23 protein-coding genes are annotated in these 22,830 nt (G+C 68.7%); 9 read left to right on the top strand and 14 right to left on the bottom strand.

Annotated features, from left to right (window positions below):
- Positions 1–2: 2 nt before the first annotated feature.
- From EV647_RS21480 to EV647_RS21460, 5 genes are all read right to left on the bottom strand, one after another.
- A complete protein-coding gene (locus tag EV647_RS21480) occupies positions 3–428 on the bottom strand; it encodes a hypothetical protein (RefSeq protein WP_134005546.1) in 426 nt (141 codons plus the stop codon).
- Between the two features lie 33 nt (positions 429–461).
- A complete protein-coding gene (locus tag EV647_RS21475; protein WP_134005544.1) occupies positions 462–1,127 on the bottom strand; it encodes a response regulator transcription factor in 666 nt (221 codons plus the stop codon).
- 9 nt (positions 1,128–1,136) lie between these two features.
- On the bottom strand, positions 1,137–1,784 hold the full coding sequence (locus tag EV647_RS21470; RefSeq protein WP_134005542.1) for a response regulator transcription factor: 648 nt from the start codon (positions 1,782–1,784) through the stop codon (positions 1,137–1,139).
- Entirely contained in the window at positions 1,781–2,923 is a 1,143-nt protein-coding gene (locus EV647_RS21465) for a sensor histidine kinase (RefSeq protein ID WP_134005540.1), read from the bottom strand. Before EV647_RS21465 ends, EV647_RS21470 begins: the two co-directional genes overlap by 4 nt.
- Positions 2,924–2,992: 69 nt before the next feature.
- On the bottom strand, positions 2,993–3,706 hold the full coding sequence (locus EV647_RS21460; protein ID WP_134005538.1) for a FadR/GntR family transcriptional regulator: 714 nt from the start codon (positions 3,704–3,706) through the stop codon (positions 2,993–2,995).
- Between the two features lie 73 nt (positions 3,707–3,779).
- Between EV647_RS21460 and EV647_RS21455 the strand changes: the two genes are divergently transcribed.
- Entirely contained in the window at positions 3,780–4,991 is a 1,212-nt protein-coding gene (locus tag EV647_RS21455; protein ID WP_134005536.1) for an alpha-hydroxy acid oxidase, read from the top strand.
- Here the strand turns inward: EV647_RS21455 and EV647_RS21450 are convergent.
- The 7 genes from EV647_RS21450 to EV647_RS21420 all read right to left on the bottom strand — a co-directional run bounded on the left by EV647_RS21450 (position 4,935) and on the right by EV647_RS21420 (position 11,990).
- A complete protein-coding gene (locus tag EV647_RS21450; RefSeq protein ID WP_238177321.1) occupies positions 4,935–6,413 on the bottom strand; it encodes a cell wall metabolism sensor histidine kinase WalK in 1,479 nt (492 codons plus the stop codon). The genes EV647_RS21455 and EV647_RS21450 overlap by 57 nt on opposite strands.
- Entirely contained in the window at positions 6,410–7,078 is a 669-nt protein-coding gene (locus EV647_RS21445) for a response regulator transcription factor (protein ID WP_202871262.1), read from the bottom strand. The genes EV647_RS21450 and EV647_RS21445 overlap by 4 nt, the downstream gene beginning before the upstream one ends.
- 22 nt (positions 7,079–7,100) lie before the next feature.
- Complete coding sequence (locus tag EV647_RS21440; protein WP_134005532.1) at positions 7,101–7,865, bottom strand: ABC transporter permease; 765 nt, start codon at positions 7,863–7,865, stop codon at positions 7,101–7,103.
- A complete protein-coding gene (locus EV647_RS21435) occupies positions 7,862–8,776 on the bottom strand; it encodes an ABC transporter ATP-binding protein (RefSeq protein WP_134005530.1) in 915 nt (304 codons plus the stop codon). The genes EV647_RS21440 and EV647_RS21435 overlap by 4 nt, the downstream gene beginning before the upstream one ends.
- A 107-nt stretch (positions 8,777–8,883) precedes the next feature.
- Entirely contained in the window at positions 8,884–10,017 is a 1,134-nt protein-coding gene (locus tag EV647_RS21430; RefSeq protein ID WP_238177320.1) for a sensor histidine kinase, read from the bottom strand.
- Between the two features lie 78 nt (positions 10,018–10,095).
- Positions 10,096–10,734 (bottom strand): pyridoxamine 5'-phosphate oxidase family protein, encoded by a 639-nt coding sequence (locus EV647_RS21425; RefSeq protein ID WP_134005528.1) that lies wholly within the window; start codon positions 10,732–10,734, stop codon positions 10,096–10,098.
- Positions 10,734–11,990, bottom strand: a complete 1,257-nt coding sequence (locus tag EV647_RS21420) for an MFS transporter (protein ID WP_134005526.1) — start codon at positions 11,988–11,990, stop codon at positions 10,734–10,736. The genes EV647_RS21425 and EV647_RS21420 overlap by 1 nt, the downstream gene beginning before the upstream one ends.
- Positions 11,991–12,111: 121 nt before the next feature.
- Between EV647_RS21420 and EV647_RS21415 the strand changes: the two genes are divergently transcribed.
- Positions 12,112–12,555, top strand: a complete 444-nt coding sequence (locus EV647_RS21415; RefSeq protein ID WP_134005524.1) for a hypothetical protein — start codon at positions 12,112–12,114, stop codon at positions 12,553–12,555.
- Positions 12,556–12,561: 6 nt separating this feature from the next.
- On the opposite strand, the gene EV647_RS21410 is transcribed toward EV647_RS21415, so the two are convergent.
- Entirely contained in the window at positions 12,562–13,206 is a 645-nt protein-coding gene (locus EV647_RS21410) for an alpha-ketoglutarate-dependent dioxygenase AlkB (RefSeq protein ID WP_134005522.1), read from the bottom strand.
- 121 nt (positions 13,207–13,327) lie between these two features.
- Here EV647_RS21410 and EV647_RS21405 point away from each other — a divergent pair, with 121 nt between their 5' ends.
- The 3 genes from EV647_RS21405 (at position 13,328) to EV647_RS21395 (ending at position 16,441) form a co-directional block, all read left to right on the top strand.
- Positions 13,328–14,662 carry an amidohydrolase gene (locus tag EV647_RS21405; RefSeq protein WP_134005520.1) on the top strand — a complete coding sequence of 445 codons (1,335 nt, stop codon included), beginning with the start codon at positions 13,328–13,330 and terminating at the stop codon, positions 14,660–14,662.
- Between the two features lie 15 nt (positions 14,663–14,677).
- Complete coding sequence (locus EV647_RS21400; RefSeq protein WP_134005518.1) at positions 14,678–15,475, top strand: dienelactone hydrolase family protein; 798 nt, start codon at positions 14,678–14,680, stop codon at positions 15,473–15,475.
- A gap of 249 nt (positions 15,476–15,724) precedes the next feature.
- Entirely contained in the window at positions 15,725–16,441 is a 717-nt protein-coding gene (locus EV647_RS21395) for a hypothetical protein (RefSeq protein WP_134005516.1), read from the top strand.
- On the opposite strand, the gene EV647_RS21390 is transcribed toward EV647_RS21395, so the two are convergent.
- On the bottom strand, positions 16,438–17,652 hold the full coding sequence (locus EV647_RS21390; protein WP_202876256.1) for a glycoside hydrolase family 71/99-like protein: 1,215 nt from the start codon (positions 17,650–17,652) through the stop codon (positions 16,438–16,440). The two genes, EV647_RS21395 and EV647_RS21390, sit on opposite strands and share 4 nt — an antisense overlap.
- 157 nt (positions 17,653–17,809) lie before the next feature.
- Here EV647_RS21390 and EV647_RS21385 point away from each other — a divergent pair, with 157 nt between their 5' ends.
- The 4 genes from EV647_RS21385 (at position 17,810) to EV647_RS21370 (ending at position 22,810) form a co-directional block, all read left to right on the top strand.
- A complete protein-coding gene (locus EV647_RS21385) occupies positions 17,810–19,072 on the top strand; it encodes an ROK family transcriptional regulator (RefSeq protein ID WP_134005514.1) in 1,263 nt (420 codons plus the stop codon).
- Positions 19,073–19,187: 115 nt separating this feature from the next.
- Positions 19,188–20,687 carry a sugar ABC transporter ATP-binding protein gene (locus EV647_RS21380; protein ID WP_238175735.1) on the top strand — a complete coding sequence of 500 codons (1,500 nt, stop codon included), beginning with the start codon at positions 19,188–19,190 and terminating at the stop codon, positions 20,685–20,687.
- 19 nt (positions 20,688–20,706) lie between these two features.
- On the top strand, positions 20,707–21,756 hold the full coding sequence (locus EV647_RS21375; protein ID WP_238177319.1) for an ABC transporter permease: 1,050 nt from the start codon (positions 20,707–20,709) through the stop codon (positions 21,754–21,756).
- Between the two features lie 13 nt (positions 21,757–21,769).
- On the top strand, positions 21,770–22,810 hold the full coding sequence (locus tag EV647_RS21370) for a substrate-binding domain-containing protein (protein WP_134005512.1): 1,041 nt from the start codon (positions 21,770–21,772) through the stop codon (positions 22,808–22,810).
- Positions 22,811–22,830 lie beyond the last annotated feature (20 nt).

The following is a 22,830-nucleotide window of genomic DNA, read 5'->3' as shown; positions in this document are numbered from 1 at the left end:
ACTCAGCTGCTCGGGTTGGTCTCCAGCCGACGCACACTCCCCGCGGCGATCGCCTCCGCGACGTGCTCCACTCCACTCCGAACCAGGTCGCCGTAGGCTCCCTCAGGCAGACCGGACAGATGCGCCCGCGCAGCGCTCAAGTGCTCCTCAGCCAGCGCCGCCTGCGACAGTCGGCGGTAGTCGTCGGCGAGGTTCAGGTGGAGCGACGGGAGCCAGCCGTCGTCCTCCACGTCCTCCAGTGCCCGCAGATCCCAGGACAGCTCGTCCTCGGTCTCGTCCTGGACGTCGGCCAGATAATGCGCGATCGCACAACGCGTCTGCCGGTCGTCGCACGCTTCCCAGAGTGCGGTCAGTTGAGTGCGCGCAGTTTCACGGTCGCCGGCGCGACCGAGCTCGACTGCGGCCGTAATCTCCTCGAGGTGCATCATGTGAGCACCCTCTGGGTTCGACCGACTCGAAGGTCAACCGAGCCAGCCGGGGCGTACCAGGCCGGTTTGGTAGGCGAGTACGACGAGTTGGGCGCGGTCGCGGACGCCCAGTTTGATCATGGCGCGGCTGACGTGGGTTTTCGCGGTGGCCGGGCTCAGCACGAGGCGCTCGGCGATCTCGTCGTTCGACAGGCCCTCGCCGACCAGCGCGACGATCTCCTTCTCGCGTTCCGTGAGTACGTCGAGTTCCTTGCTGGCATGCGGCTGCCGGGACCGCGACGCGAACTCCGCCACCAGCCGCCGCGTCACTCCAGGCGACAACAACGCATCCCCACGCGCCACCACCCGCACGGCCTGCAGCAGCTCGACCGGCTCGGTGTCCTTCACGAGGAACCCGCTGGCCCCGACTCGCAGCGCCTCGAACACGTACTCGTCCAGGTCGAACGTCGTCAGGATCACCACGTGGACGTCGGTCAGCTCAGGATCCGCGCCGATCTGCCGCGTCGCCTCCAGCCCGTCCGTGCCGGGCATCCGGATGTCCATCAGCACCACGTCCGGCTTCTCCCGCCGCGCCACCACGACCGCCTCGGCGCCGTCCGATACCTCGCCGATCACGGTGATGTCGTCCTCGGCGTTCAGCAACGACCGGAACCCGGCCCGCACCAACGCCTGATCGTCCGCCAGCAACACCCGAATCATGCGGGGAGCTTATGCGAGCCCCGCATCATGCGCGAGCAGCGCGATCTGGGTTCGGTTCCCGAGTTCGAGCTTGGTGAGGATGTGGGAGATGTGCGCCTTGACCGTCGCCAGGCTCATGAACAGCTCCGTAGCGATCTGGGCGTTCGCCTTGCCCTGCGCGACTGCGAGCATCACGTCGTACTCCCGCGGCGACAACCGCTGCAGTTTCTGCTGCGCGATCGTGTGCGCGTCGGCCTGGGTGGCGGCGCGGTCCATCAGCCGCCGCGTGATCGCCGGCGACAGGATCGGGTCACCGGCCGCGACCCGCCGTACGGCGTCGACGATCTGGGCCGGCGGCGTGTCCTTCAGGAGGAACCCGCTCGCCCCGGCGCGGAGCGCGTGCAGGACGTTCTCGTCGGTGTCGAACGTGGTGAGCACCACGACCTCGGGCGGATTCGTTCGCGCCCGCACCCGCCGGGTCGCGACGATCCCGTCCACCCGCGGCATCCGCAGGTCCATCAGCACGATGTCCGGGAAGTGCGCGTCGACAGCGGCCGGTACCTCGTCCCCGTCGGCGGCCTGCCCGACCACGGAGATCCCGTTCGCGCCGTCGAGCATCATCTCCAGGCTGGCCCTGACCAACGCGTCGTCGTCCACGACCAGTACCCGGATGTTCATGAGGGCCACGGTAGCGAGGCCTCCAGCCGGAACCCGCCACCGGGCAGCGGACCGTGGTCAAGCGTGCCGCCCGCGAGTTGCACGCGTTCGGTCAGTCCGACGAGCCCGGTCCCGCTACCCGGTGCCAACGGCGTACCGTTCGACGCCGGATTCGTCAGCTCGATCCGCAGCCTGTCGCCCGCCTGGCCGGCCACCAGCACGGTCACCGGATGCCCCGCCGCATGCTTGCGGGCGTTCGTCAGCCCTTCCTGCACGACTCGGTACGCCGTCCTACCGGTTGCCGGTGGCAACGACATCGGGTCCGCCACCTGATCGTCGTACGCGATCGTCGTACCAGCCTCCCGCGACTCGTCGACCAGCGCGCGCAGGTCCCCGAACGTCGGCTGCGGCCGCCCCTCGTACACAGCCTCGTCGCGCAGGACGTTGATCACCTCGCGGAGCTCGTCGAGCGCCTGGTGTACGCCGGTCCGGATCACCCCGGCCGCCTTGGCGAGCTTCTCCGGCGACGAATCCGGGCGGTACTCGAGCGCACCGGCGTACGTCGCGAGCAGCGACAGGCGATGCGCGAGTACGTCGTGCATCTCGCGCGCCATCTTGGTCCGCTCGTTGGACCGCGCCTCGGCGACCCGGCGCCCCTGCTCGGCCTCCGCACGACGGGCACGCTCGCGCAGCGACTCCACCAACTGCTGTCGCGCCTGAGTGCCCTGGCCCCAACCGACCAGCGCGGCGTGCACCACGAGATCCAGTACGGCGAACCAGAAGAACGGGAGGCCGTGGATCGGTTGCCACAGGCCCTGAATCAGATGGGCGACCGTACCGGCGAGGGCGACCAGGATCGCCGTACGCAACGGCCGGCGTAGCGCGACGGTGAGCGTGCCGACGGTGGACGGCGGGGTCGCGGCGGGGGAGAGGGCGGCGAGCACCGCCAGGGCGATCGCCCCCGGCACCGGCCGCCTGCCCACCACGGGGATGAGCGCGACAGAGACGAGTCCGACGGCGACGTCGAGCAGCAGGAACTGCCGGTGCTCCGGATCCGGCAGCCGCCCGACGATCGTCATCGCGACCAGCACCCCGATCGCGCCGGTCGCGACGAAGCCGACCCATTTCGCCGGCCTCCGCGGCACGCACAACTCCTCCATGCCGCCGAGACTAGGCGTCCGCAGGCGATTCCCACCACCGACCAAAGTCGAAGGCCCGCCGACTCCCGGTCACCCCTCAGCGCCGCCGAACGGTGCTAGCTGAGCCGCCTGGTAGAACCCTCGGATGTGCGCGGTGACGAGGTCGGCCGCGCGGTCCGGCTCACCGCCCCGCACGGCGGCCAGGATCGCCCGGTGTTCGGACCGCAGGCCGACGGCCGTTCCCTCCCAGTCGGGCAGGTTGGGTACGGCGGCCAGCACGTACCCGTGGATCGCCGACCGCAACGACGTCATCACCGCGGCGATCAGCACGTTCCCGGCGAGCCCGGACAGTGCGACGTGGAACTCCGCGTCCAGCACATGGAACTCCTCCGGCGACAACCCGGCGTCGTCCATCCGGTCCAGCAGTTCCTCCGCGACCTTCAGCTCGCCGGCCTCGAGCTCCCGCGCCGCCGCCTCCCGCGCCGACCAGGACTCCAGCAGCAGACGGGTCTGTACGACGTCACCCATCGGCAGGTGATTGGTTGCCAGGTGCAACCGCAGTACGGCGGTCAGCGGCGACACCGGCTCCGCCACGATCACCGCGCCTGCCTCGGGACCGGATCCGGTGGCGGTCCGCACCACGCCCATCGCCTCGAGGACCCGGACCGCCTCCCGCACCGACGGCCGGCTGATCCCGAGCTGCTCGGCCAGCGCCCGCTCACCCGGCAACCGCCCGCCGATCCGCAGCCGCCCCGCCGCCAGGTCGGCCTCGACCCGATGCAGGACCAGCTCGTAGTTCTTCATGAGACGACCCTACCTGTGTGGTCGGACCACAGGGTAGGGTGTGGTCCGACCACAGATTCAGCCGGGAGTTGTGATGACCGATCGCCAGATGCCCAAATGGTCCGAGTTGAAGCCGCTGCTGCGGCCGAAGCCGATCACGGTGAACCCGACCGAGCGGCGGCTGGAGAAGGCGCTGACGATCGCGGACCTGCGGGCGATCGCGAAGCGCCGGACGCCGCGGTCGGTGTTCGACTACACCGACGGCGCTGCCGAGGCAGAGATCAGCCTGCGCCGCGCCCGCCGGCTGTTCGCCGAGATGGAGCTGCAGCCGTCGATCCTGCGGGACGTGTCGGACATCGACCTCGGTACGTCGATCCTCGGCGGCCGCTCCGAGCTGCCGTTCGCGTTCGCGCCGACCGGCTTCACCCGGATGATGAACCACGAGGGCGAGAGCGCGGTCGTGAAGGTCGCCGAGCAGGTCGGCATCCCGTACGCGTTGTCGACGATGGGCACCACGTCGATCGAGGACGTGGCAGCCGCCGCGCCGAACGCGCGCAAGTGGTTCCAGCTGTACGTCTGGAAGGACCGCACCGCGGGTGAGGACCTGGTGAAAAGGTCGGCCGCCGCGGGGTACGAGGCGCTGATGCTGACCGTCGACGTACCGGTCGCCGGCGCTCGTCTCCGCGACGTACGCAACGGCTTCACGATCCCGCCGTCGCTGACCGCGAAGACCGTCCTGGACGCGTCCCTGCACCCGGCCTGGTGGGCGAACCTGCTTACTACGCGACCGCTGACCTTCGCCTCGCTGTCCACATGGGACGGCACGGTCGCCGAGCTGCTCGACAAACTGTTCGACCCGACGATGACGATCGACGACCTCAACTGGCTGCGCTCGATCTGGGACGGCCCGCTGATCGTCAAGGGCATCCAGACCGTCGAGGACGCGCGCCGGGTGGTCGACGCGGGCGCCGACGCGGTCGTGCTGTCGAACCACGGCGGTCGTCAGCTGGACCGCGCGCCGACGCCGCTGCGCATCCTCCCGGAGGTCCGCAAGGCGGTCGGAAGCGACGCGGAGATCTATCTCGACACCGGCATCATGTCCGGCGCGGACATCGTCGCGGCGATCGCGCTCGGCGCCGACGCCTGCCTGGTCGGCCGCGCGTACCTGTACGGCCTGATGGCCGGCGGCCAGCGTGGTGTCGCCCGCGCCGCGGACATCCTCACCAAAGAGGTTCGTCGCACGATGGCCCTACTCGGCGTTTCCAGCGTGGCCGAGCTGAACCCGTCCCACGTCCGCCTGCCCTGACTCGAGCAGCGGCAGCGTCAACCGGAACGCCGAGCCCGCACCGAGGACGGTCCGCAGTACGACGTCTCCGCCGTGCGCCCGCGCGATGGAGCGCGCGATCGCCAGCCCGAGACCGGTTCCCGCACCCGCCGAGTGCTTGCGGGCCTGGTCGGCCCGATAGAACCGATCGAAGACTCGACCGGCCTGCTCCTCGGTCATGCCGGGACCTTCGTCCTCGATCACCAGCACCGCGTGGTCTCCTTCCGTACCGACTCCGATGTGGACCGGCGTACCGGCTGGGGTATGGGCGATGGCGTTTCCCACCAGATTGGTGACGACTTGCCGGAGCCGATCCTCGTCACCGCTCACCGCGGCTGGACCGGGGGCGCCGCGACCTTGTGGCCCGGTGAGCGTGATCGACCGGGACGGATCCAGCGCACGGAGGTCGTGACGCGCATCGTTGGCGATCGTCCGCAGATCCATTGGTGCGCGGTCGAGCTGTCCTTCGGGCGCCTCGTCCAGCTGGGCGAGCAGGAGCAGGTCCTGCGTCAGCACGGTCAGCCGGGTGGCTTCGCGGTCGATGCGACCCATTGCCTCGTCCACATCGGATCCGCCCATCCGATAGAGCTCGGTCGAGCCTTTGATGCCGACAAGCGGCGTACGCAGCTCATGGCTGACGTCGGCGAGGAACGCGCGCATCCGGGTCTCGGCCGCGGCCCGGTCCGCGAACGCCTGCTCCAGTTGGCCGAGCATCGTGTTCAGCGACGCCGCCAGATGGCCGATCTCGGTCCCCGGCGCGGCCAGTCCCGGCACGCGTTGCGTCAGATCGCCGTCCGCGATGGCGGCGGCCGTGTGCTCGATCCTGCGCAGTGGACGCAAGCCGTGGCCGAGCGCCCACCAGCCGATCGCCGTCAGCAGGACGAGCAGCGCGGCCCCGCTGACCAGGCTGGTGGTTCTCAGCTTGGCGATCGTGGCATCGGCCTCGGTCAGCGGCGCGGCCGCGATCACCGTTCCACTCCAGCCGACGGCCGGTCGCGCGACCGCCCGCCAGCGGCCCGATCCGTTGGCTGCCCGCAGTACGACTGCCGAGCCGTCCACGGGCAGCGATCGCAGCGCGTCGTCCGCGGGAAACGACGCGGCAGCCACGCGGGACGAGCGCAGCGTGCCCACGACGCTCCCGTCCGGGCCGAGGTACGCCAGGTACGGCGCACCGATCAGATCCAGTGCGGGGTCGAGGAGCTCCGGACGGGCGGGCTGTTCGCGGTTCGGCCCGCTCGGTGACACCTGCGCGATGATCTCGGTGAACGACCGGAGCTGGCTGTCGAGCCGATCGAGCTGGTACCTCTCCAGCTGACTCGACACGACCGCACTGATCAGCGTCAGCCCGGCGAGCAGCAGGCCTGTGGTGAGCAGCAGCAACCTGGCGCGCAGCGACAGCCTCACGATCTGGGTGCTCGCATCACGTAGCCCATGCCGTGCACGGTGTGGATGAGTTTCGGGTCCTGGTCGTCGACCTTGCGGCGCAGGTACGAGATGTAGGTGTCCACGATGCTGGTGTCTCCGTTGAAGTCGTACCGCCAGACGCGTTCGAGGATCTGCGCCTTGGACACCACCCGGCCGGCGTTCTCCATCAGGTAGTGCAGCAGCCGGAACTCGGTGGGGGAGATGCGCAGCGGACTGCCGGCCCGCGTCACTTGGTGGCCCTCGGCATCGAGTGCGAGCGGACCGACCGTCAGTACGTCGTCGCTCGGCCGGCCGGTCGTACGGCGCAGGACCGCACGGATCCGGGCGATCAGTTCCTCGAGGTCGAACGGTTTCGTCACGTAGTCGTCCGCGCCGAGCGACAGCCCCTGGACCTTGTCGGCCTGCCCGTCGCGGGCGGTCAGGAACAGGACAGGTGTCGGGCGCAGGCGCCGTACGAGCTCGAAGCCGTCCATGTCCGGCAGCATGACGTCGAGCAGGACGAGATCCGGCGGCTCCTCGGCCGCGGCGGCGACCGCTTCGGCAGCGGTCGCCGCCGAGGTCACGTCGAAGCCGGCGAACCGCAGTGTCGCGGACAGCAGTTCGCGCACCGTCGCCTCGTCGTCCACCACGAGCAGCCGAGTCATGATCGCCAGAATACGGATCCGGTCAGACGTCTCGTCGCCGGAAGACAACGAACGCAGCGGTGAGTACGGCGGCGACGCCCAGCCACAGCCCACCCAGATTCAGCCAGGGATGCGGGAAGTTCTCGTCCGGCACCGTACCGAAGATCGCCGCCGCTCCGAGGGTGGGCCAGAAGTTGAAGATCCCTTGCATCCAGTCCGGGAAGAGCCCCGCTAGCGCCGGAACCAGGAACACGATCCCCACCAGCGTCGCGAGCGCACCCGCCGTCGCGCGCAGAATCGCACCCAGACCCACGGCCAGCAGAGCGATCGCGGACAGATACAGCCCACCACCGACAACCGCTCTCAAGACCCCAGGATCGCCAAGGCGTGCGTAGGGCACGTCCTGCCCGGCCAGCAACGCCTGACCGATGAAGAACGCCGCGAACATCAGCACCTGGCCCGCCACGGCGGCCACCGCGGTGGCCACGATCGCCTTCGCAGCCAGCAGCCGGTTCCGGCGTGGGGTGGCAGCGAGCGTCGTCTGCATCAACCCGGTCGCGAACTCCGACGTCACCACCAGGATGCCGAGCACGCCAACGATCAGCTGGGCCACGATGAACGTCCTCAGGCTCTGACTCGTCGGATCCCAAGCAGCACGGTCCGCGTCGGTCCCGCCCCAGTACTCCGTGCTTGCGCCGCTCATCGACAGGCCAGTGATGCCGAGCCCGAACACGAACAGACAGGCCACGGTGTACCAGGTGGAGCGCAAGCTGCGCAGCTTGATCCACTCGGCATGCAGCGTGTTCATATGGCGGCTCCCTGGTACTCGACGCTCTCTCTGGTCAGTGCCATGAACGCGTCCTCCAGCGAGGCCCGCTGCGGCGTCAGTTCGCTCAGCGCAACCCCGTGGTACGCCGCCAGTTTGCCGATCTCCGCACCCGACAGACCGGACACGACCAGCGCACCCTCGAGCCCGTCCCGCACTGTGCCGCCTGCCGTGGTCAGGTGCTGTGCGAACGAGTCCGGCTCACCTGTGCGGACGAGGACGGTGCCCTCGCCGTTCGCGTGCATCAGCTCGGCCATGCCCATGTCGGCGATCAGCCGGCCGCGACCGATCACGACCAGGTGATCGGCTGTCTGCGCCATCTCGCTCATCAGGTGGCTCGACACCAGCACCGCACGTCCTTCTGCCGCCAGCGAGCGCATGAAGTCGCGGATCCAGCGGATCCCTTCGGGATCGAGCCCGTTCACCGGCTCGTCGAAGATCAGCACGTCCGGATCGCCGAGCAGTGTCGCGGCGATCCCGAGCCGCTGCCGCATCCCGAGCGAGAACCCGCCCGCCCGCTTGCCGGCCACCCCTTCGAGCCCGGTCCGGACGAGGACCTCGTCGACCCGGCGCCGGGGGAGACCGTTGCTCACGGCAAGCGCCAGCAAGTGGTCGTACGCCGTCCGCGCGCCGTGCACCGCACTCGCGTCGAGCAGCGCGCCGACCTCGGTCAGCGGCACCGGCAGGTCCTGGTACCGCCGGCCGCCGACGGTCACGGTGCCTCGGGTCGGCGCGGCCAGGCCGATGATCATCTTCATGGTCGTGGACTTGCCCGCACCGTTCGGCCCCAGGAACCCGGTCACCTGACCCGGCTCGACGGAGAACGACAGGTCGTCCACGACGACGTCGGAGCCGTACCGCTTGGTCAGCCCCCGCACTTCGATCGTTGTCATGCCTCGCAGCCTGACGAACCGATCTGAGTGCCTACCGGGAGTTTCTGGGAGAACTCTGTGAATCCGCACCGGCGGGCGCCCGGTGACCGCCCGCATTCACAGGAAACCTACAGAGGGAGAGTCGCCGTGATCCGCAGACCGCCGGCCGACGTGCGGTTCGCGGTCAGCGTGCCGCCGAGGGCGGTGGCACGCTCACGCATCCCGGAGATGCCGTTGCCTTCCTTCGGCGCCGCGGTCAGGCAGTCGCCGTTGTCGTCGACCTGGAGCACCAGCGTCTGCTCGCCGTACTGGATCCGGACCGTCGCCGACGTCGCCCGTGCATGCCGTACGACGTTCGTCAGCGACTCCTGGATGATGCGGAACGCGGCTCGGTCGAGCCCGCTCGGCAGTGGCCGCGGCTCGCCGTGAACGATCTTGTGCACCTCGAGCCCGGCCCGTTTGGTGCGGCTGATCAGGTGGTCCAGGTGATCGAGACCGGCAACCGGCGTGCGGGGCGCTGACTCGTCGGACTGACGCAGTACGCCGACGATCGATCTGAGCTCGACGAGAGCTTCCTTGCTCGCGTCTTTGATCGCGGAGAGCGCCGGGACGGCCTGCTCGGGCTGCCGATCGACCAGGTGCAGCGCGGTGGACGCCTGCACGTTGATGAGCGAGATGTGGTGCGCCACGACGTCGTGGAGCTCCTGCGCGATCCGCAGGCGTTCCTCGCCGGCCCGGCGCAGTTCTTCCTCTTCCCGGGTACGCGCCGCCGCCATCATCCGGTCGCGTTGGGCGCGGAAGAGTTCCGCGACGAACCCGAGTACGCAGAAGCACGTGCCGACGAGCAGGACCTGGTACACGCCCTGCTCGTTGATGCCGAGGATCATCCGGCCGCCGACATGCCCGACGTACAACGTGACCAGCCCGATCCAGCCCGCCAGCCGGTGACCGAGCCGGATCGTGGTGAACACGGCGATCACGAACGCGAACACGACCGGGCCCCACGGGTACTCGCGGAGCATGTAGATCAGCGTCGAGATGACAGTTGCCCACAGCACCGGGATCGGCTTGGTGCGCAGCCAGTACAGGGAGAGCGCGCCGATCAGAAGCAGCACCACCATGAACCAGTCGGGCGCGTGGCGGTCGGTCTGACCGCGTGACGCGCCGAACGTCCCGACCACCGAGAACACGGCCAGCGCCACCGGCAGCACGACGCGGCGCACGCGGGCCCCGAAGGTCGGGACATGGACAGGTTCGGTCACACTACGAAACCGTAGAGGGCGGCCGGGGCGATGTCATCGTCGCCACGGAGTACTTCGGTCTGCGCCCGCTGCGGTAGGTCAGTACTTGACCTTGTAGATCTTCTCCTCGTACGCCTGTCCGTAGTACTCCTCGAGCGTCGCGAGCTCCTCGTCGGGGCGCTCCAGCGTCTGCGAGATCCGCGCCCGGGTCGGCACCGCGTCGGGCTCCCAGGTCTCGGGCTTCCACAGCTTCGAGCGCAGGAACGCCTTCGAGCAGTGGTGGAAGATCTCCTCGATCTCGACCAGCAGGGCGAGCTGCGGGCGGTTGCCCTTCACGATCATCTCGTCGAAGAACGGCGCCTCGCTGACGATCCGGGCGCGGCCGTTGATCCGCAGCGTGTCGCCGCGGCCGGGCAGGAAGTAGATCAGCCCGACGTGCGGGTTGGACAGGATGTTGGTGAACCCGTCCACGCGCCGGTTGCCGGCGCGTTCCGGGATCGCGATGGTGCCGGCGTCGAGGACCTTGGTGAACCCGGCCGGGTCGCCCTTGGGGGAGACGTCGCACGTACCGTCCTCGGCGGAGGTGGCGATGAGGCAGAACGGCGACGCCGCGAGCCACTCGCGATCCAGGTCGTGCAGCTCCTTGCGGGCCTTGCCGGCAGCTGCTGCCAGCGGTTGCGGGACGATCTCCCGCAGCTCGTCCTGCGTAGTGATCTCGACCAGTCCGGGAATCTCCATCAGGCGGCGCTCTCCTCTGCCAGCGACGGCGTGGCGTCCTCGTTGACGGCCCTCGTCCGCGCAGCCCATCGTACGGCGGGACCAGTTGCGCAACTGGTCCCCAGGAACAGTGCACCGACCACCAGCCAGCCGATCGGACCCCATCCGAGGATGACTGTGGTGAGCAGTGCCGGACCGAGCATCCGGGCGATCGCGGGGCCGGTTCCGAAGAAGCCCTGGTACTGGCCCTGCTTGTCGGCCGGCGCGAGTCCGAAGCTGATCTCCCAGGCGCCGGACGCGAGCTTCATCTCGCCGAGGGTGAGCAGTGCGGCGGCGACGACGAGAACGCCGGCGGTGGATGCCGGGCCGAGATCCGCGGCGGTGACGGCGAACACCGCGCAGGCGGCCAGCATGGCGACACCGGCGTACCGGACCGAACGGGCGGCACTGCGCAGATCCTTGACACTCTTGGCGATCCGGACCTGGAAGAACGTGACGCCGAGCGTGTTCACGATCATCAGCGAGGCGACGACCCAGTTGGGCGCGTTGGTCCGGGTCACGATCCAGAGAGGACCGACCAAGCTGATCAGCGGCATGAAGAGCAGCATCACCGCATTGAGCAGCGCGAGAACGGCGTACGGACGGTCGTGCAGCACCGCGAGCCGCGGCTCGCCCACGATCCGGAGGGTCGTCGCGATCGACGGCACCCGGCGCAGCAACCCGGCCGCGATCAGGAAGCTGAGCGCATCGACCCCGAACACGATCAGGTACGCCGCCTCATTGTCGAACCGGAGCGCCACACCGCCGAGCAGCGCGCCGAGCGCGAGACCGGCGTTCACCGTGGACTGCAGGAATGCGCGGATCCTGGTCCGCTCCGCCGGGGCGACCAGTCCGGCCAGCAACGCCTGCCGCGCCGCGGTGAGCCCGGTCTGGCCGCAGGCGTAGACGATGGCGGCGATCAGGAAGCCGGCGAAGCTCCTGACGACCAGGAACGACGCGACAGCTGTCGCGGTCGTCAGCGCCAGCAGGACCGCGGTGCCGCGCGCTCCCCGCCGGTCCGCGAGGTTGCCGAGCGGCACCCCTGCCAGGAATCCCACCAGCCAGGCGATCGTCAGCCCGAGACCGACCTCCGCGGTCGAGAGCCCGGCGACGCGGGTGAAGAACAACGCCGAGGTGACGACGAACGCACCGTCGCCGACCGAGTTCGCCAACTGCGCCATCGCCAGGTCCCGCGGCGCTCCGGCCGGGGGAAGCATCTGCCCGAGTCTGCTGCTCATGTCCTCGAGCCTAGGGTTCCAGCGGCCCAGGTGTGAGATCCACTTATGCCGCGGAATCATGGGCCACTTTGGCCTGTGGACAACCCGGATCGAGGGCCGGAATCACGGCACCTTTACAGGCATGAGCTTCGAGAACCTCTCCGCGACCTGGGCTGACGAGCCACTCACCGATCCCGATGTCACCGCCGACGCCATAGACCTGATGGTCAGCCTCGGCGACCGCCGCCGAGGCACCTTCACCATCCTCATCTGCGACCCCGACGACCACTACCTGGCCACCGTAGCCATCGAGCTTCCCGCGACCTTCTCGTTGGACTCCAGCGCCGCTCAACTGTGCGAGACCGCCCTCCACCCGATCATCCCCGCCGTACACACCGCGCCCGGCACAGCTCTCGTCCTCGTCCTCGGGCGCCCAGGCCCCGCCCGGATGACCGGCCTGGACGCGCAATGGGCCCGAGCCGCCGGCACGATCTGCGCGGCAGCCGGCATTCGCCTGCTCGGCTTCTACGTAGCCATCGAGGACGGCATCTACCAACCGGCCCTCACCGAGTCGGCCGCCGCATGAACGCTTTCACCGCACCCCGCGAGGCCGGAACTGAATACTGATCCGCGGCCCGACACGGCCCGTCGCCTTCGGAATCGCATGCTCCCAGGTCCGCTGACACGAACCGCCCATGACGATCAGATCCCCATGCCCCAACGGATACCGAACGGTCGACCCGACCGGCCCACTCGATGCTCCCGGCCGCGGCCGCAGCGCCAGCACCCGAGGCTCACCGACCGAGAGGATCGCCACCATCGTGTCCTCGTGGTTCCCGCGCCCGATCCGGTCTCCGTGCCACGCAACGCTGTCCTTCCCGTCCCGGTAGAAACACAACCCAGCCGTCCGGAACGGCTCACCCAACTCGTCAGCGTAGTGCGCACTCAACGCGTCCCGAGCCTCGTCCAGAATCGGCACCGGCAACTGCGCGTTCTCCCCGTAAAAGCACAACAACCGAGGCACATCGACCACCCGGTCGTACATCTGCCGTCGCTCCGCCTGCCAAGGCACGTCCCGAGCCAGCCGCTCGTACACCTGATCCGCCCCCGTCAACCACCCGGGCAGCACATCGACCCAAGCCCCCCGCCCCAACTCGGCCCGCGCCAGACCGTCCAAGGACCCCAAGGCAGGATCCGCAAAAGCATCCAGCAACGACCCCTGAAGCTCACCGCCCATCCCCCCACCATACCCGACAGTCGAACAAACGTTCCCCTACCAGTTCCGCCTCCGCCCACTCGGGTGGACCTGCGAATCGACAAGACTGCTGTACGTCGACAGCAGTGCACCGGGAGGATGAATGCTGATCCGCAATGTCTCCGTCCTGATCGTGCCCGAACAGGGGGAGTGCCGCGTCGACGAGGCACAGGACATCCATGTGCAGGACGACCGGATCGTCGCGATCACGCCAACCGCCGACGCCCCGGATGCAGGTGAACCGCCGACCGAGGTGGTTGACGGGAGCGGTCTGTTGGCGGTGCCGGGGCTGGTCAACTCGCACACGCACAGCCCGATGGTGATGATGCGAGGCGCCGCGGAGGATCTGAGCATCGAGGACTGGTTCAACCGGCGGATCTGGCCGATGGAGGTGAACCTGACGCCGGAGCGGGTGCGGGTCGGCGCGCGGCTGGCGTGCGCGGAGATGTTGCTGGCCGGCGTGACCACGTTCGTGGATCACTACTTCCACGCCGACCAGATCGCCGCCGCCGCGATCGAGTCCGGGATCCGGGCGGACCTCGCGCCGACGTTCTTCTCCTCTGCAGGGCAGGACGCGATCGATGCAGCGTTCGAGACGACCGGCGACCTGAGCGCACGACATCCACGCATCACCGCGAGCCTCGGACCGCACGCGACGTACACGGTGACCGACGAGGATCTGCGGCGTACGGCGGACCTCGCGCGGAGCGACGGACGACGGATCCACCTGCACGCCGCCGAGACCGACGACCAGACGCAGGCCTCGCTCGAAAAGCACGGTGTCACGCCGATCCAGGTGCTCGAGCGGACCGGTGTCCTCGAAGCAGGAGCCCTCGTCGCGCACGGCTGCGGCATCCGGGAGGAGGATCTGCCGATTCTCGAGCGGTACGCCGACCGCACGACGGTGGCGTCCTGCCCGAAGGTGTACCTCAAGCTCGCGATGAGCGAGGTCACCCCGATCAAGCGACTGCGATCAGCCGGAGTCAACGTGGGCATCGGTACCGACGGAGCCGCCGTACACAACACACTCGACGTCTGGGAAGCGATCCGCATGGTCGCCCTCACCCAGAAGCAACGCGAACACGACGCCGAATGGATGACCCTCTCCGACACGCTCCGCCTCGCCACCCGAGGCAGCGCGACAGCCGCGGGGCTCGAGAACCAGATCGGCGTACTCGAGCCCGGCCGCCAAGCAGACATCGCCCTCGTCGACCTGAGCGCACCGCACCACCAACCGGTCCACGACCCACGCGCCGCGCTCGTGTACTCGATGCGGGCCTCCGACGTCGTCACCGTGCTCGTCGCCGGCCAGATCGTGGTGCGCGACCGCCAACTCACGACCATGGACCTCGCAGAAGTCCTGGCCGACGCGAAGTCCCTGGCCCACACCCTCGTGGACCTGTCCCAAGGAGGTGCCGTCCAGCACTACGCCCCGTGATACAGACTTCTCGCTATGAATGCGGACCTGGCTTCCTGGCGGAGGGCGCCGTTCAGTGGCGGCGGCCTGACCTATGACTGCTTCGAGAAGGGCGAAGGGCCGGGTGTGGTGCTGATTCCGGAGATCCCCGGTCTCACGCCCGAGGTGGCCGCGTTCGGCGAGCATCTGGTGAGCGAAGGGTTCACGGTCGTGATCCCGTCGCCGTTCGGTACGCCGGGACGCGCGGAGACCACCGGGTACGCGCTGGGCGTGCTCGCGCGACTGTGCGTCTCGAAGGAGTTCCGGTGCTTCGCGGCGAACGCCGAGCGCCCGATCACGAAGTACCTGCGGGCCGTCGCGACTGATCTCGCCGCGCGGACGCCGGGACGCGGAGTGGGTGTGATCGGAATGTGCTTTACCGGTGGCTTCGCGCTCGCCACCGCGGTTGAGGACGTGGTGAAAGCACCGGTGTTGAGCCAGCCGTCGACGCCGTTCGCGGTGAGCGCGAAGCTGCGCCGCGATCCCGGTCTGTCGGAGTGGGAGCTCGAAGTGGTCAAGGAGCGCACCCGGACCGACGGTCTCTGCGTCCTCGGGATGCGGTTCAGCAAGGACCGGATGGCGCCGGTCGAGCGGTTCGTCACGCTCCGTGCGCAGCTCGGTGACGCGTTCGAGGTGATCGAGTTGGACTCGGCACCGGGCAACCCGGACGGGTACGGTCGGACAGCGCATTCGGTGCTCACCCGCGATCTGCGCGAGGACCCGCCGAACTCGGCGTACCACGCCCGGACGCGCGCCGTGGCGTTCCTCCGGGAGCAGCTGACAGCAACGGCGTGACGACGGTCCGTAAGGAAATGTCAAAACTACGTTGGGTAACCCGCACGGTGTGATTTGGTGCCCCAACGATGGGGAATTCTGGCATTGCCTGGGGGTTGATCGTTGCGGTCCGCAAGTGCGGGGGAGCGGTGGGTGACGCCGTTGTAGTTCCTCTGGTCGTGGGTACCGCAGGCATGGCACGATCGGCCACCAGAGGCACTACAGGGGACGCGCAATGGCGGGTGTCATGCACCGGATGAGTGAGGCTGTATGAACGGGCGGACAGCGCAGGAAAGCCGAATCCCGATGAACGGGACCGGACCTGCCAACGAAGCCAATGGTCACGCTCCGCAACCGGCCACTCACCTTGAACCACCGTCGTCGGAGTGGCACGCGGGGCAGCAGGTCGGCGAAATCCGCCTGGACGAGCCGCAGGACGTCGTACCGCGGTCGGACTGGCTGTCCGAGGTGCGTGATCGGCCGCGGGAGACCGGCGGTACGACGCTGCACCAGTTCAACACGCCCGTCCGGGTCGACGAGATCGCAGTCGCGGCGATGACGCTCGCCGAGGACCTGCACGCGGCGACGCAGAACATGCCCGAGTCCGTCGAGCTGCGGCGCTTCCGGCGCGACCTCGACCAGGCCGCGACCACCTTCCGCGACCTGGCGAGCAGGCTCGAGGTCACTGCCGGGAAGCTCGTTCGGCTGGCCGCGAACGAGGGTCAGGCCTGTGGCGTCGGCTGGGGTGTCTGTCCTGAGCACGGCCTGACGCTGATGAACGTCGGCGACACCGTCACCTGCCACGTTCTCGGCTGCGGCCGGGCGAACGAGGGTGAGGTGGAACGCTGCGTCCATCCCGTCGGGTACCGCGTCGTCGACGCCGCGGGCCCGTCGCTCCTGACCTGCGCCGGCCACGCGATCGCCTGCCGTCTCTACTTCGACAACCCGGTCATCACCGCCACCGCCGACAGCATGGAGCTGTTCTAGCCCATCGGCGCCGTCGGCCGCACCGAGGTCAACGGCGCCTGTCCTTTGAACATGCGGCCGCCGTCGTTCGTCAGGCGGAGGTAGTAGTCGGACGAGCACGCCGTACCGTCCTCGTCGAGCGCGCGCAAGCCTGACCCGGTCGGGACCCAGGCGGCCGTCTCGGCGATCTGGTTGCCCTCGTTGAACTCGTCGAACATCGAGATGTACAGGCCCTGTACGCCGACGCGGGTGAGGTTGTAGAACTGGCGCCACATCAGGTCGCCGTGCCGCCGGTGTCCGGACTGCAGGTCGCCGGGGATCACACACGGCTGGTAGTCGATCCCGTGGGCATTGCAGTCCGCCTGGTCCTGCTGATTCACGTTGTTGTAGTAGTGATCCGCGCCCGCGATGTCGCTGATCCGCCCGACCATCCACGGCGACAACATGTTGAACGCGTGGTAGACGTCCAGGTATCCAGGCCGCGAGTCCTCGTTGCCCGGGAGCCAGTGCGTCGGTACGCCGCCGATCACGTAGCAGCCCTGTCCCTTGAACCAGTTCACGACGTCCAGACACACGTCGGCCGGCCACGCCTTGTTGGCCTCGTCGAACCCGAACCCCCAGATACAGACGACGGGTTTCCCGTTCTGCCGCGCGTACGCCGGTGACGACGTGTACGCGCTCATCTTCGAGGTCCAGTCCGCCTTCATCTCCGACTGCATCGACGTCCAGCCCGTCGCGTCGTACATGATGTAGAACTTCCGCCCGTACTGCTCCGCGGCCTGCCGGACCTTCGCGGCCATCGCGTCCCGCGTCGGTCCTTCGCCGCCGGTCGGGTTGAACCGCTGCAGCGCGACCGTGTCGCAACCGTTCTGCTGCATCCACTGGAAGTGCGTGTTCACGGTCTGCTGGTCGTACGACGAGAACAGCCGAGCCGCCTGCCCGTTCCCGAGATTCGCGTACGCCGTCTGGTATGTCGACGTGAAGTCCCGGACGTCCGGCCAGCTGACGATCGCGGTGTTGGCCGGCGACGGCGGCTGACCCCAGTTGTTGCTCCAGTGCCACCACCCGTTGATCGGCGCGCCGTCGCCGGCGCAGGCGAACCAGCCTTGGTAGCCGACGGTGACCTTCCCGACGACGTCGCCCGGTGGACTGGCGGCGGAGGCGAACTGGGACTTGCCGGCCAGAGCGGCTGCGGCGGTGGTGGCGAGCAGGGTACGACGAGTGAGCTTCATAAGTGCTCCTGGAGGGGGCGGGCAGGAGTGATTGCCGCGAGCGTACAAATGTCTACAAGATCCTGCAATAACTTGACTGGGTTGAGGTCTTGACGCCTTCTCCTGCGTGAACTTAGTTTGTTGGTTCAACAGACAAAATCTCGGGAGGGGTGCCCAGATGACGCTGACGGACGGCCGTCGCCCGGGGAGCCGGGGCGTTGCCGCCGATCACGTGTCGCTTCGGCGCAACAACCTCTCGGTCGTACTGCGGCACGTCCGCGACCTTGGCCCCCGGTCCCGGGCCCGGATCGCGGAGGAGACCGGCCTGAACAAGGCGACCGTCAGCAGCCTGGTCGCCGAACTCGTCGAACGCGGTCTGCTCCGCGAAGGCCTCGCCGACTCGAGCCGCGCCCTCGGCCGCCCGGGGCAGCTCGTCGAACTCGACGGCACCGGCGTCTGCGGCGTCGGCGCGGAGATCAACGTCGACTACCTCGCGGTCGCGGCCCTCGACCTCGCCGGCGATGTGGTGCTCGAGAAGCGGGTTCCTGTTGACGTCGCACATCTTGAGCCGGGCGCGACGCTCGATCGCCTGGCCGGGCTGGTGCGGGAGGCTGTGGCGGCGGTGGAGGCAAGGAATGGGCAGTTGGCGGGGGTCACGCTCGCTGTGCCCGGGCTCGTGCAAGTGGAGACGGGTGAGTTGAAGCTGGCGCCCAACCTGGGCTGGGGCGAGCTGTCCGTCGCGCAGGAGATGCGCATGCGGCTGGGTGAGCCGACGTACCCGTTGCATGTGGACAACGAGGCGAACCTGGCGGCGCTGGCGGCATACGCCGAACTTCGGGGGACCGAAGGCGAATCCATGCATGACCTCGTGCTGCTGACCGGAGCGGTCGGTGTCGGCGGCGGCGTGGTCGCCGGCGGGCATCTGATGCGCGGGGGGCACGGCTACTCCGGCGAGGTCGGGCACATGCCGGTCGCTCCGCCCGGTCGGACCTGCGGCTGCGGGCGGACCGGGTGCTGGGAGACGGTCGTCGGGCTGACCGCACTGTTGCACAAGGCAACGGACAGGGACGACCCGGTGCGGGATCCGGCGCTGGACGTGGAGCAACGGCTGGCCGGCATCACCCGGCGGGCCGAAGCGGGGGACGCGCGGACGCTGTCCGCGTTGAAGGACGTCGGCACTTGGCTGGGGATTGGGGGAGCGATCCTGGTGAACATCCTGAACCCGGACGTGCTCGTGCTGGGCGGCTACTTCGCCGTCCTCGGGCCGTGGCTGAAAGAACCACTGGAGAAGGCGATCCAGGAGCGGGTGATCGCACCGGACGGCGGCGGCTGCCGGGTCGTCCGGTCGGAGCTCGGTTTCGCGGCGGCCGTCCGCGGTGGCGCGCAGATCTCGCTCGACCAGGTCTTCGTCGACCCGACGCGGATCGGGGCGGCGACATGACGGTATTGATGCCGCGCCTCCGGCGCGGCGGGTCACGGGGCTGTGACTCCCGTCCTTCCCTCGTCGCTCCGGTCGCTTCGCTCCCTCCGCTCCTCAGTCCAGGACGGGAGGCCCCGTGACCGGCCTGCTGAACATGACGGGCATCGTCAAGGAGTTCCCCGGCGTACGGGCGCTCGACGGTGTGGATCTCGACGTCCGGGCCGGTGAGGTGCACTGCCTGCTCGGGCAGAACGGTGCGGGAAAGTCCACGCTGATCCGGGTGCTGACCGGCGCCCACCAGCCGGACGCGGGCATGATCCGGATCAACGACGAGCCGGTGCAGCTGAACAGCCCGACCGCGGCGATCCAGCGCGGGATCGCGGCGATCTACCAGGAGCTCGACCTGGTGCCCGAGCTGACCGTTGCCGAGAACATCTTTCTCGGCCACGAACCGTCCCGCTACGGCTTCAGCCGGACCCACGAGGCGAACACGAAGGCACGCGCGATCCTGCAGGGCCTCGGCCATGCCGAGATCCCCGTGCACCGGACCGTCGGGTCGCTGCCGGCCGCCGGTCAGCAGGTGGTCAGCATGGCCCGCGCGCTGTCCCGCGAGGCCCGTCTGATCGTGATGGACGAGCCGTCCGCGGTGCTCGATCCGGAAGAGGTGTCGAACCTGTTCCGGGTCATCCGCAGCCTGACCGACAGCGGTGTCGCGGTCGTCTACATCTCGCACCGGCTCGAGGAGATCCGCGAGATCGGCGACCGGGTCACGGTGCTCAAGGACGGCGCGACCGTGGCCACCGGCCTCGACGCCCGCCGGACGCCGACCAAGGAACTCATCCAGTTGATGACCGGGCGCTCGATCGAGTACGTCTTCCCGCCCCGCAACGAGGTCCCGGACACCGCCCCCGTCGTCCTCGAGGTCGTCGATCTGAGCCGGCCAGGTGAGTTCGCCGGGATCGGGTTCGGCGTTCGCGCCGGCGAGATCCTCGGCCTGGCCGGGCTGGTCGGCTCCGGACGTTCCGAAGTACTGGAAACCGTGTACGGCGCGCGACGCGCGGCGACCGGATTCGTCCGGGTCAACGGTGCCGTACTGCGGCCCGGCCGGGTGCAGGATGCGGTGAAGGCCGGTGTCGGACTCGCACCGGAGGAGCGGAAGAGCCAGGCGCTGCTGCTCGACGAGGCGGTGTTCAAGAACATCACCGTGTCGACGCTGGGACGGTTCGCGAGCAGCGGTTTCCTGAACAACCGGGCCGAGCGGGAAGCGGCCGGGAAGCTGGCCCTGGCGCTGGATGTGCGTCCGCCGGGCGTGGATCACCCGGTGCGCAACCTGTCGGGTGGCAATCAGCAGAAGGTGGTGCTCGCGCGCTGGTTGCTGCGGGACTGCCGGGTGTTGCTGCTCGACGAGCCGACGAGAGGTGTCGACGTCGGGGCGCGTTCGGAGATCTACGCGCTGATTCGGGAGCTGGCGTCCAACGGGGTCGCGATCGTGCTGGTCTCCAGCGAAGTTCCGGAAGTGCTCGGTCTGTCCGACCGGGTCGTCGTACTGCGGGAGGGGCGGGCCGTCCACACGGGGCCCGCGCAAGAGATCGACGAACACCAGGTCCTCGACCTGGTGATGGAAGGCTCGGCCTGATGAAAGGGAGGGCGAGGTGATGAGTGAGGACATCGCGACGGAAGAGGATGGCACGACACCGTCGAAGCAGGACACGGTCACCCAGCCGGCGAGGCCACGGTCGTCGAGGGACCTGCTGAGGTCGGGCTTCGGCCGCAACCTCGGGCTCGTCGTCGCGCTGGTGCTGCTGTGCGTCGTCGGCGTCGCGACCGCGGGCGACACGTTCGCGACCGGTGCGAACGTGCTGACCATCCTGCGGCTGGCCGCGGTCATCGGGGTGGTCAGCGTCGGGATGACGTTCGTCATCACCGGCGGCGGGATCGACCTGAGCGTCGGCGCGATGGTCGCGCTGGCCTCGGTCTGGGCGACCACGCTGGCGACCCAGCAACTGGCCGCCGACTACCACTGGGTCTTCATGGTCACCACAGCGCTCGTGGTCGGCGCCGCCTGCGGCGTGGTCAACGGCCTGCTGGTTGCCTACGGCAAGATCGTGCCGTTCGTCGCGACGCTGGCGATGCTCGCGTCGGCGCGTGGCCTGGCCGAGATCATCTCCGACCGGAAGACCCAGATCATCACAGTCAACTCGTTCACCGACTTCTTCGGCGGCTCGCTGATCGGCGTACCGGTGCTGATCTGGATCTTCCTGCTGGTCGCCGCGGCCGGCTGGGTGCTGCTGAACCGGACCACCTTCGGCCGCCGGACCTTCGCCGTCGGCGGGAACGCCGAGGCCGCCCGCCTGGCGGGTATCAAGGTCCAGCGTCACACCGTGGCGCTGTACGTCCTGGCCGGGCTGTGCTGCGGGATCGCCGCGGTGATGCTGATGGCGCGGACGACAACGGGGAGCTCTACCCACGGTCAGTTGTACGAACTCGATGCGATCGCGGCGGTGGTGATCGGCGGCACGCTGCTGTCCGGTGGCCGCGGCACGATCGGCGGCACCGTGTTCGGCGTACTGATCTTCACGACGTTGAACAACGTCTTCACCCTCAACAACCTGAGCATCTCCGCCCAGTCGGTGGCGAAGGGCGCGATCATCGTGATCGCCGTCCTCCTCCAGCAACGGCTGGCGCGTCGTTCCACCGGATCGTAGAAGGAGGACAAAGATGTCCCGAAGTTCCGCCCGTACCCTGGTGATCGCAGGGCTGAGTGTGCTCGCACTGGCTGCCTGCACCAGCAACACCCCGAAGGCCGAGGAGAACGCCGGCAATCCACCGGCGAACCAGGCCGCCGTGAAGAACGACGAACCTGGCAAGAAGGTCAAGATCGGGTTCTCCGCACCGGCCGCCGACCACGGCTGGATGGGCGCGATCACCAAGGCCACCCAGGCCGAGGCGAAGAAGTACTCCGACGTCGAGCTGGTGGTCGCCGAAGGCACCAACGACGTGAACCAGCAGATCAGCCAGGTCGAGACCTTCATCAACCAGAAGGTCGACGCCATCGTCCTGCTGCCGTACGACGGGGCCGCGCTCACGCCGGTCGCGACGAAGGCGATGGAGGCCGGCATCACGGTCGTGAACGTGGACCGCGAGTTCGACAGCCCGTTCGCCGCCCGTACGACGGTGCTCGGTGACAACCACGGGATGGGCGTGTCGGCCGGCACGTACGTCTGCCAGCAGCTGAAGGGCAAGAAGGACGCGGTGGTCGCGGAGATCGCCGGGATCGACTCGCTGCCGTTGACTCAGGACCGCAGCAAGGGCTTCAAGGAGGCGCTCGCCGACTGCGGTCTCAAGGTCAGCAACCGGGTGGCCGCCGAGTTCACCGTCGAGTCCGGTGAGAAGGCTGCCGCCAACCTGCTGCAGGCCGCACCGAAGATCGACGCGATCTGGAACCACGACGACGACCAGGGTGTCGGCGTGATGGCCGCGATCAAGAACTCCGGCCGCAAGGAGTTCTTCGTGGTCGGCGGGGCCGGCTCGGCGAACGTGATGCGGGACATCAAGTCCGGCAACTCGTTGCTCAAGGCCACCGTCATCTATCCGTCCACGCAGGGTGCCGACGGCATCCGGCTGGCCCGGCTGCTGGTGCAAAAGAAGGCCCTCGGCGACCTGGTGGAGGTCGAGGTGCCGCGCACCGTGCAGCTCTACGCGCCGGTGGTGACCAAGGACAACGTGGACCAGTACCTGCCCACCGCATTCGAAAGCTGATTCGAGAGAGCTAGGAGAGT

The sequence above is a fragment of the Kribbella sp. VKM Ac-2566 genome (assembly GCF_004366005.1).
Lineage (GTDB): Bacteria > Actinomycetota > Actinomycetes > Propionibacteriales > Kribbellaceae > Kribbella > Kribbella pratensis.
The sequence above is the reverse complement of the archived record's forward strand: the minus strand, read 5'-3'. Positions and strand labels throughout refer to the sequence as shown.

Coding starts and splice junctions, on each gene's coding strand:
- EV647_RS21405 (WP_134005520.1), top strand. CDS start 13,328: ATGCTGATCCGCAATGTCTCCGTCCTGATCGTGCCCGAACAGGGGGAG.
- EV647_RS21480 (WP_134005546.1), bottom strand. CDS start 428: ATGATGCACCTCGAGGAGATTACGGCCGCAGTCGAGCTCGGTCGCGCC.
- EV647_RS21415 (WP_134005524.1), top strand. CDS start 12,112: ATGAGCTTCGAGAACCTCTCCGCGACCTGGGCTGACGAGCCACTCACC.
- EV647_RS21420 (WP_134005526.1), bottom strand. CDS start 11,990: ATGAGCAGCAGACTCGGGCAGATGCTTCCCCCGGCCGGAGCGCCGCGG.
- EV647_RS21370 (WP_134005512.1), top strand. CDS start 21,770: ATGTCCCGAAGTTCCGCCCGTACCCTGGTGATCGCAGGGCTGAGTGTG.
- EV647_RS21425 (WP_134005528.1), bottom strand. CDS start 10,734: ATGGAGATTCCCGGACTGGTCGAGATCACTACGCAGGACGAGCTGCGG.
- EV647_RS21445 (WP_202871262.1), bottom strand. CDS start 7,078: ATGACTCGGCTGCTCGTGGTGGACGACGAGGCGACGGTGCGCGAACTG.
- EV647_RS21470 (WP_134005542.1), bottom strand. CDS start 1,784: ATGAACATCCGGGTACTGGTCGTGGACGACGACGCGTTGGTCAGGGCC.
- EV647_RS21400 (WP_134005518.1), top strand. CDS start 14,678: ATGAATGCGGACCTGGCTTCCTGGCGGAGGGCGCCGTTCAGTGGCGGC.
- EV647_RS21460 (WP_134005538.1), bottom strand. CDS start 3,706: ATGAAGAACTACGAGCTGGTCCTGCATCGGGTCGAGGCCGACCTGGCG.
- EV647_RS21410 (WP_134005522.1), bottom strand. CDS start 13,206: ATGGGCGGTGAGCTTCAGGGGTCGTTGCTGGATGCTTTTGCGGATCCT.
- EV647_RS21375 (WP_238177319.1), top strand. CDS start 20,707: ATGAGTGAGGACATCGCGACGGAAGAGGATGGCACGACACCGTCGAAG.
- EV647_RS21390 (WP_202876256.1), bottom strand. CDS start 17,652: ATGAAGCTCACTCGTCGTACCCTGCTCGCCACCACCGCCGCAGCCGCT.
- EV647_RS21455 (WP_134005536.1), top strand. CDS start 3,780: ATGACCGATCGCCAGATGCCCAAATGGTCCGAGTTGAAGCCGCTGCTG.
- EV647_RS21435 (WP_134005530.1), bottom strand. CDS start 8,776: ATGACAACGATCGAAGTGCGGGGGCTGACCAAGCGGTACGGCTCCGAC.
- EV647_RS21465 (WP_134005540.1), bottom strand. CDS start 2,923: ATGGAGGAGTTGTGCGTGCCGCGGAGGCCGGCGAAATGGGTCGGCTTC.
- EV647_RS21385 (WP_134005514.1), top strand. CDS start 17,810: ATGACGCTGACGGACGGCCGTCGCCCGGGGAGCCGGGGCGTTGCCGCC.
- EV647_RS21475 (WP_134005544.1), bottom strand. CDS start 1,127: ATGATTCGGGTGTTGCTGGCGGACGATCAGGCGTTGGTGCGGGCCGGG.
- EV647_RS21395 (WP_134005516.1), top strand. CDS start 15,725: ATGAACGGGCGGACAGCGCAGGAAAGCCGAATCCCGATGAACGGGACC.
- EV647_RS21440 (WP_134005532.1), bottom strand. CDS start 7,865: ATGAACACGCTGCATGCCGAGTGGATCAAGCTGCGCAGCTTGCGCTCC.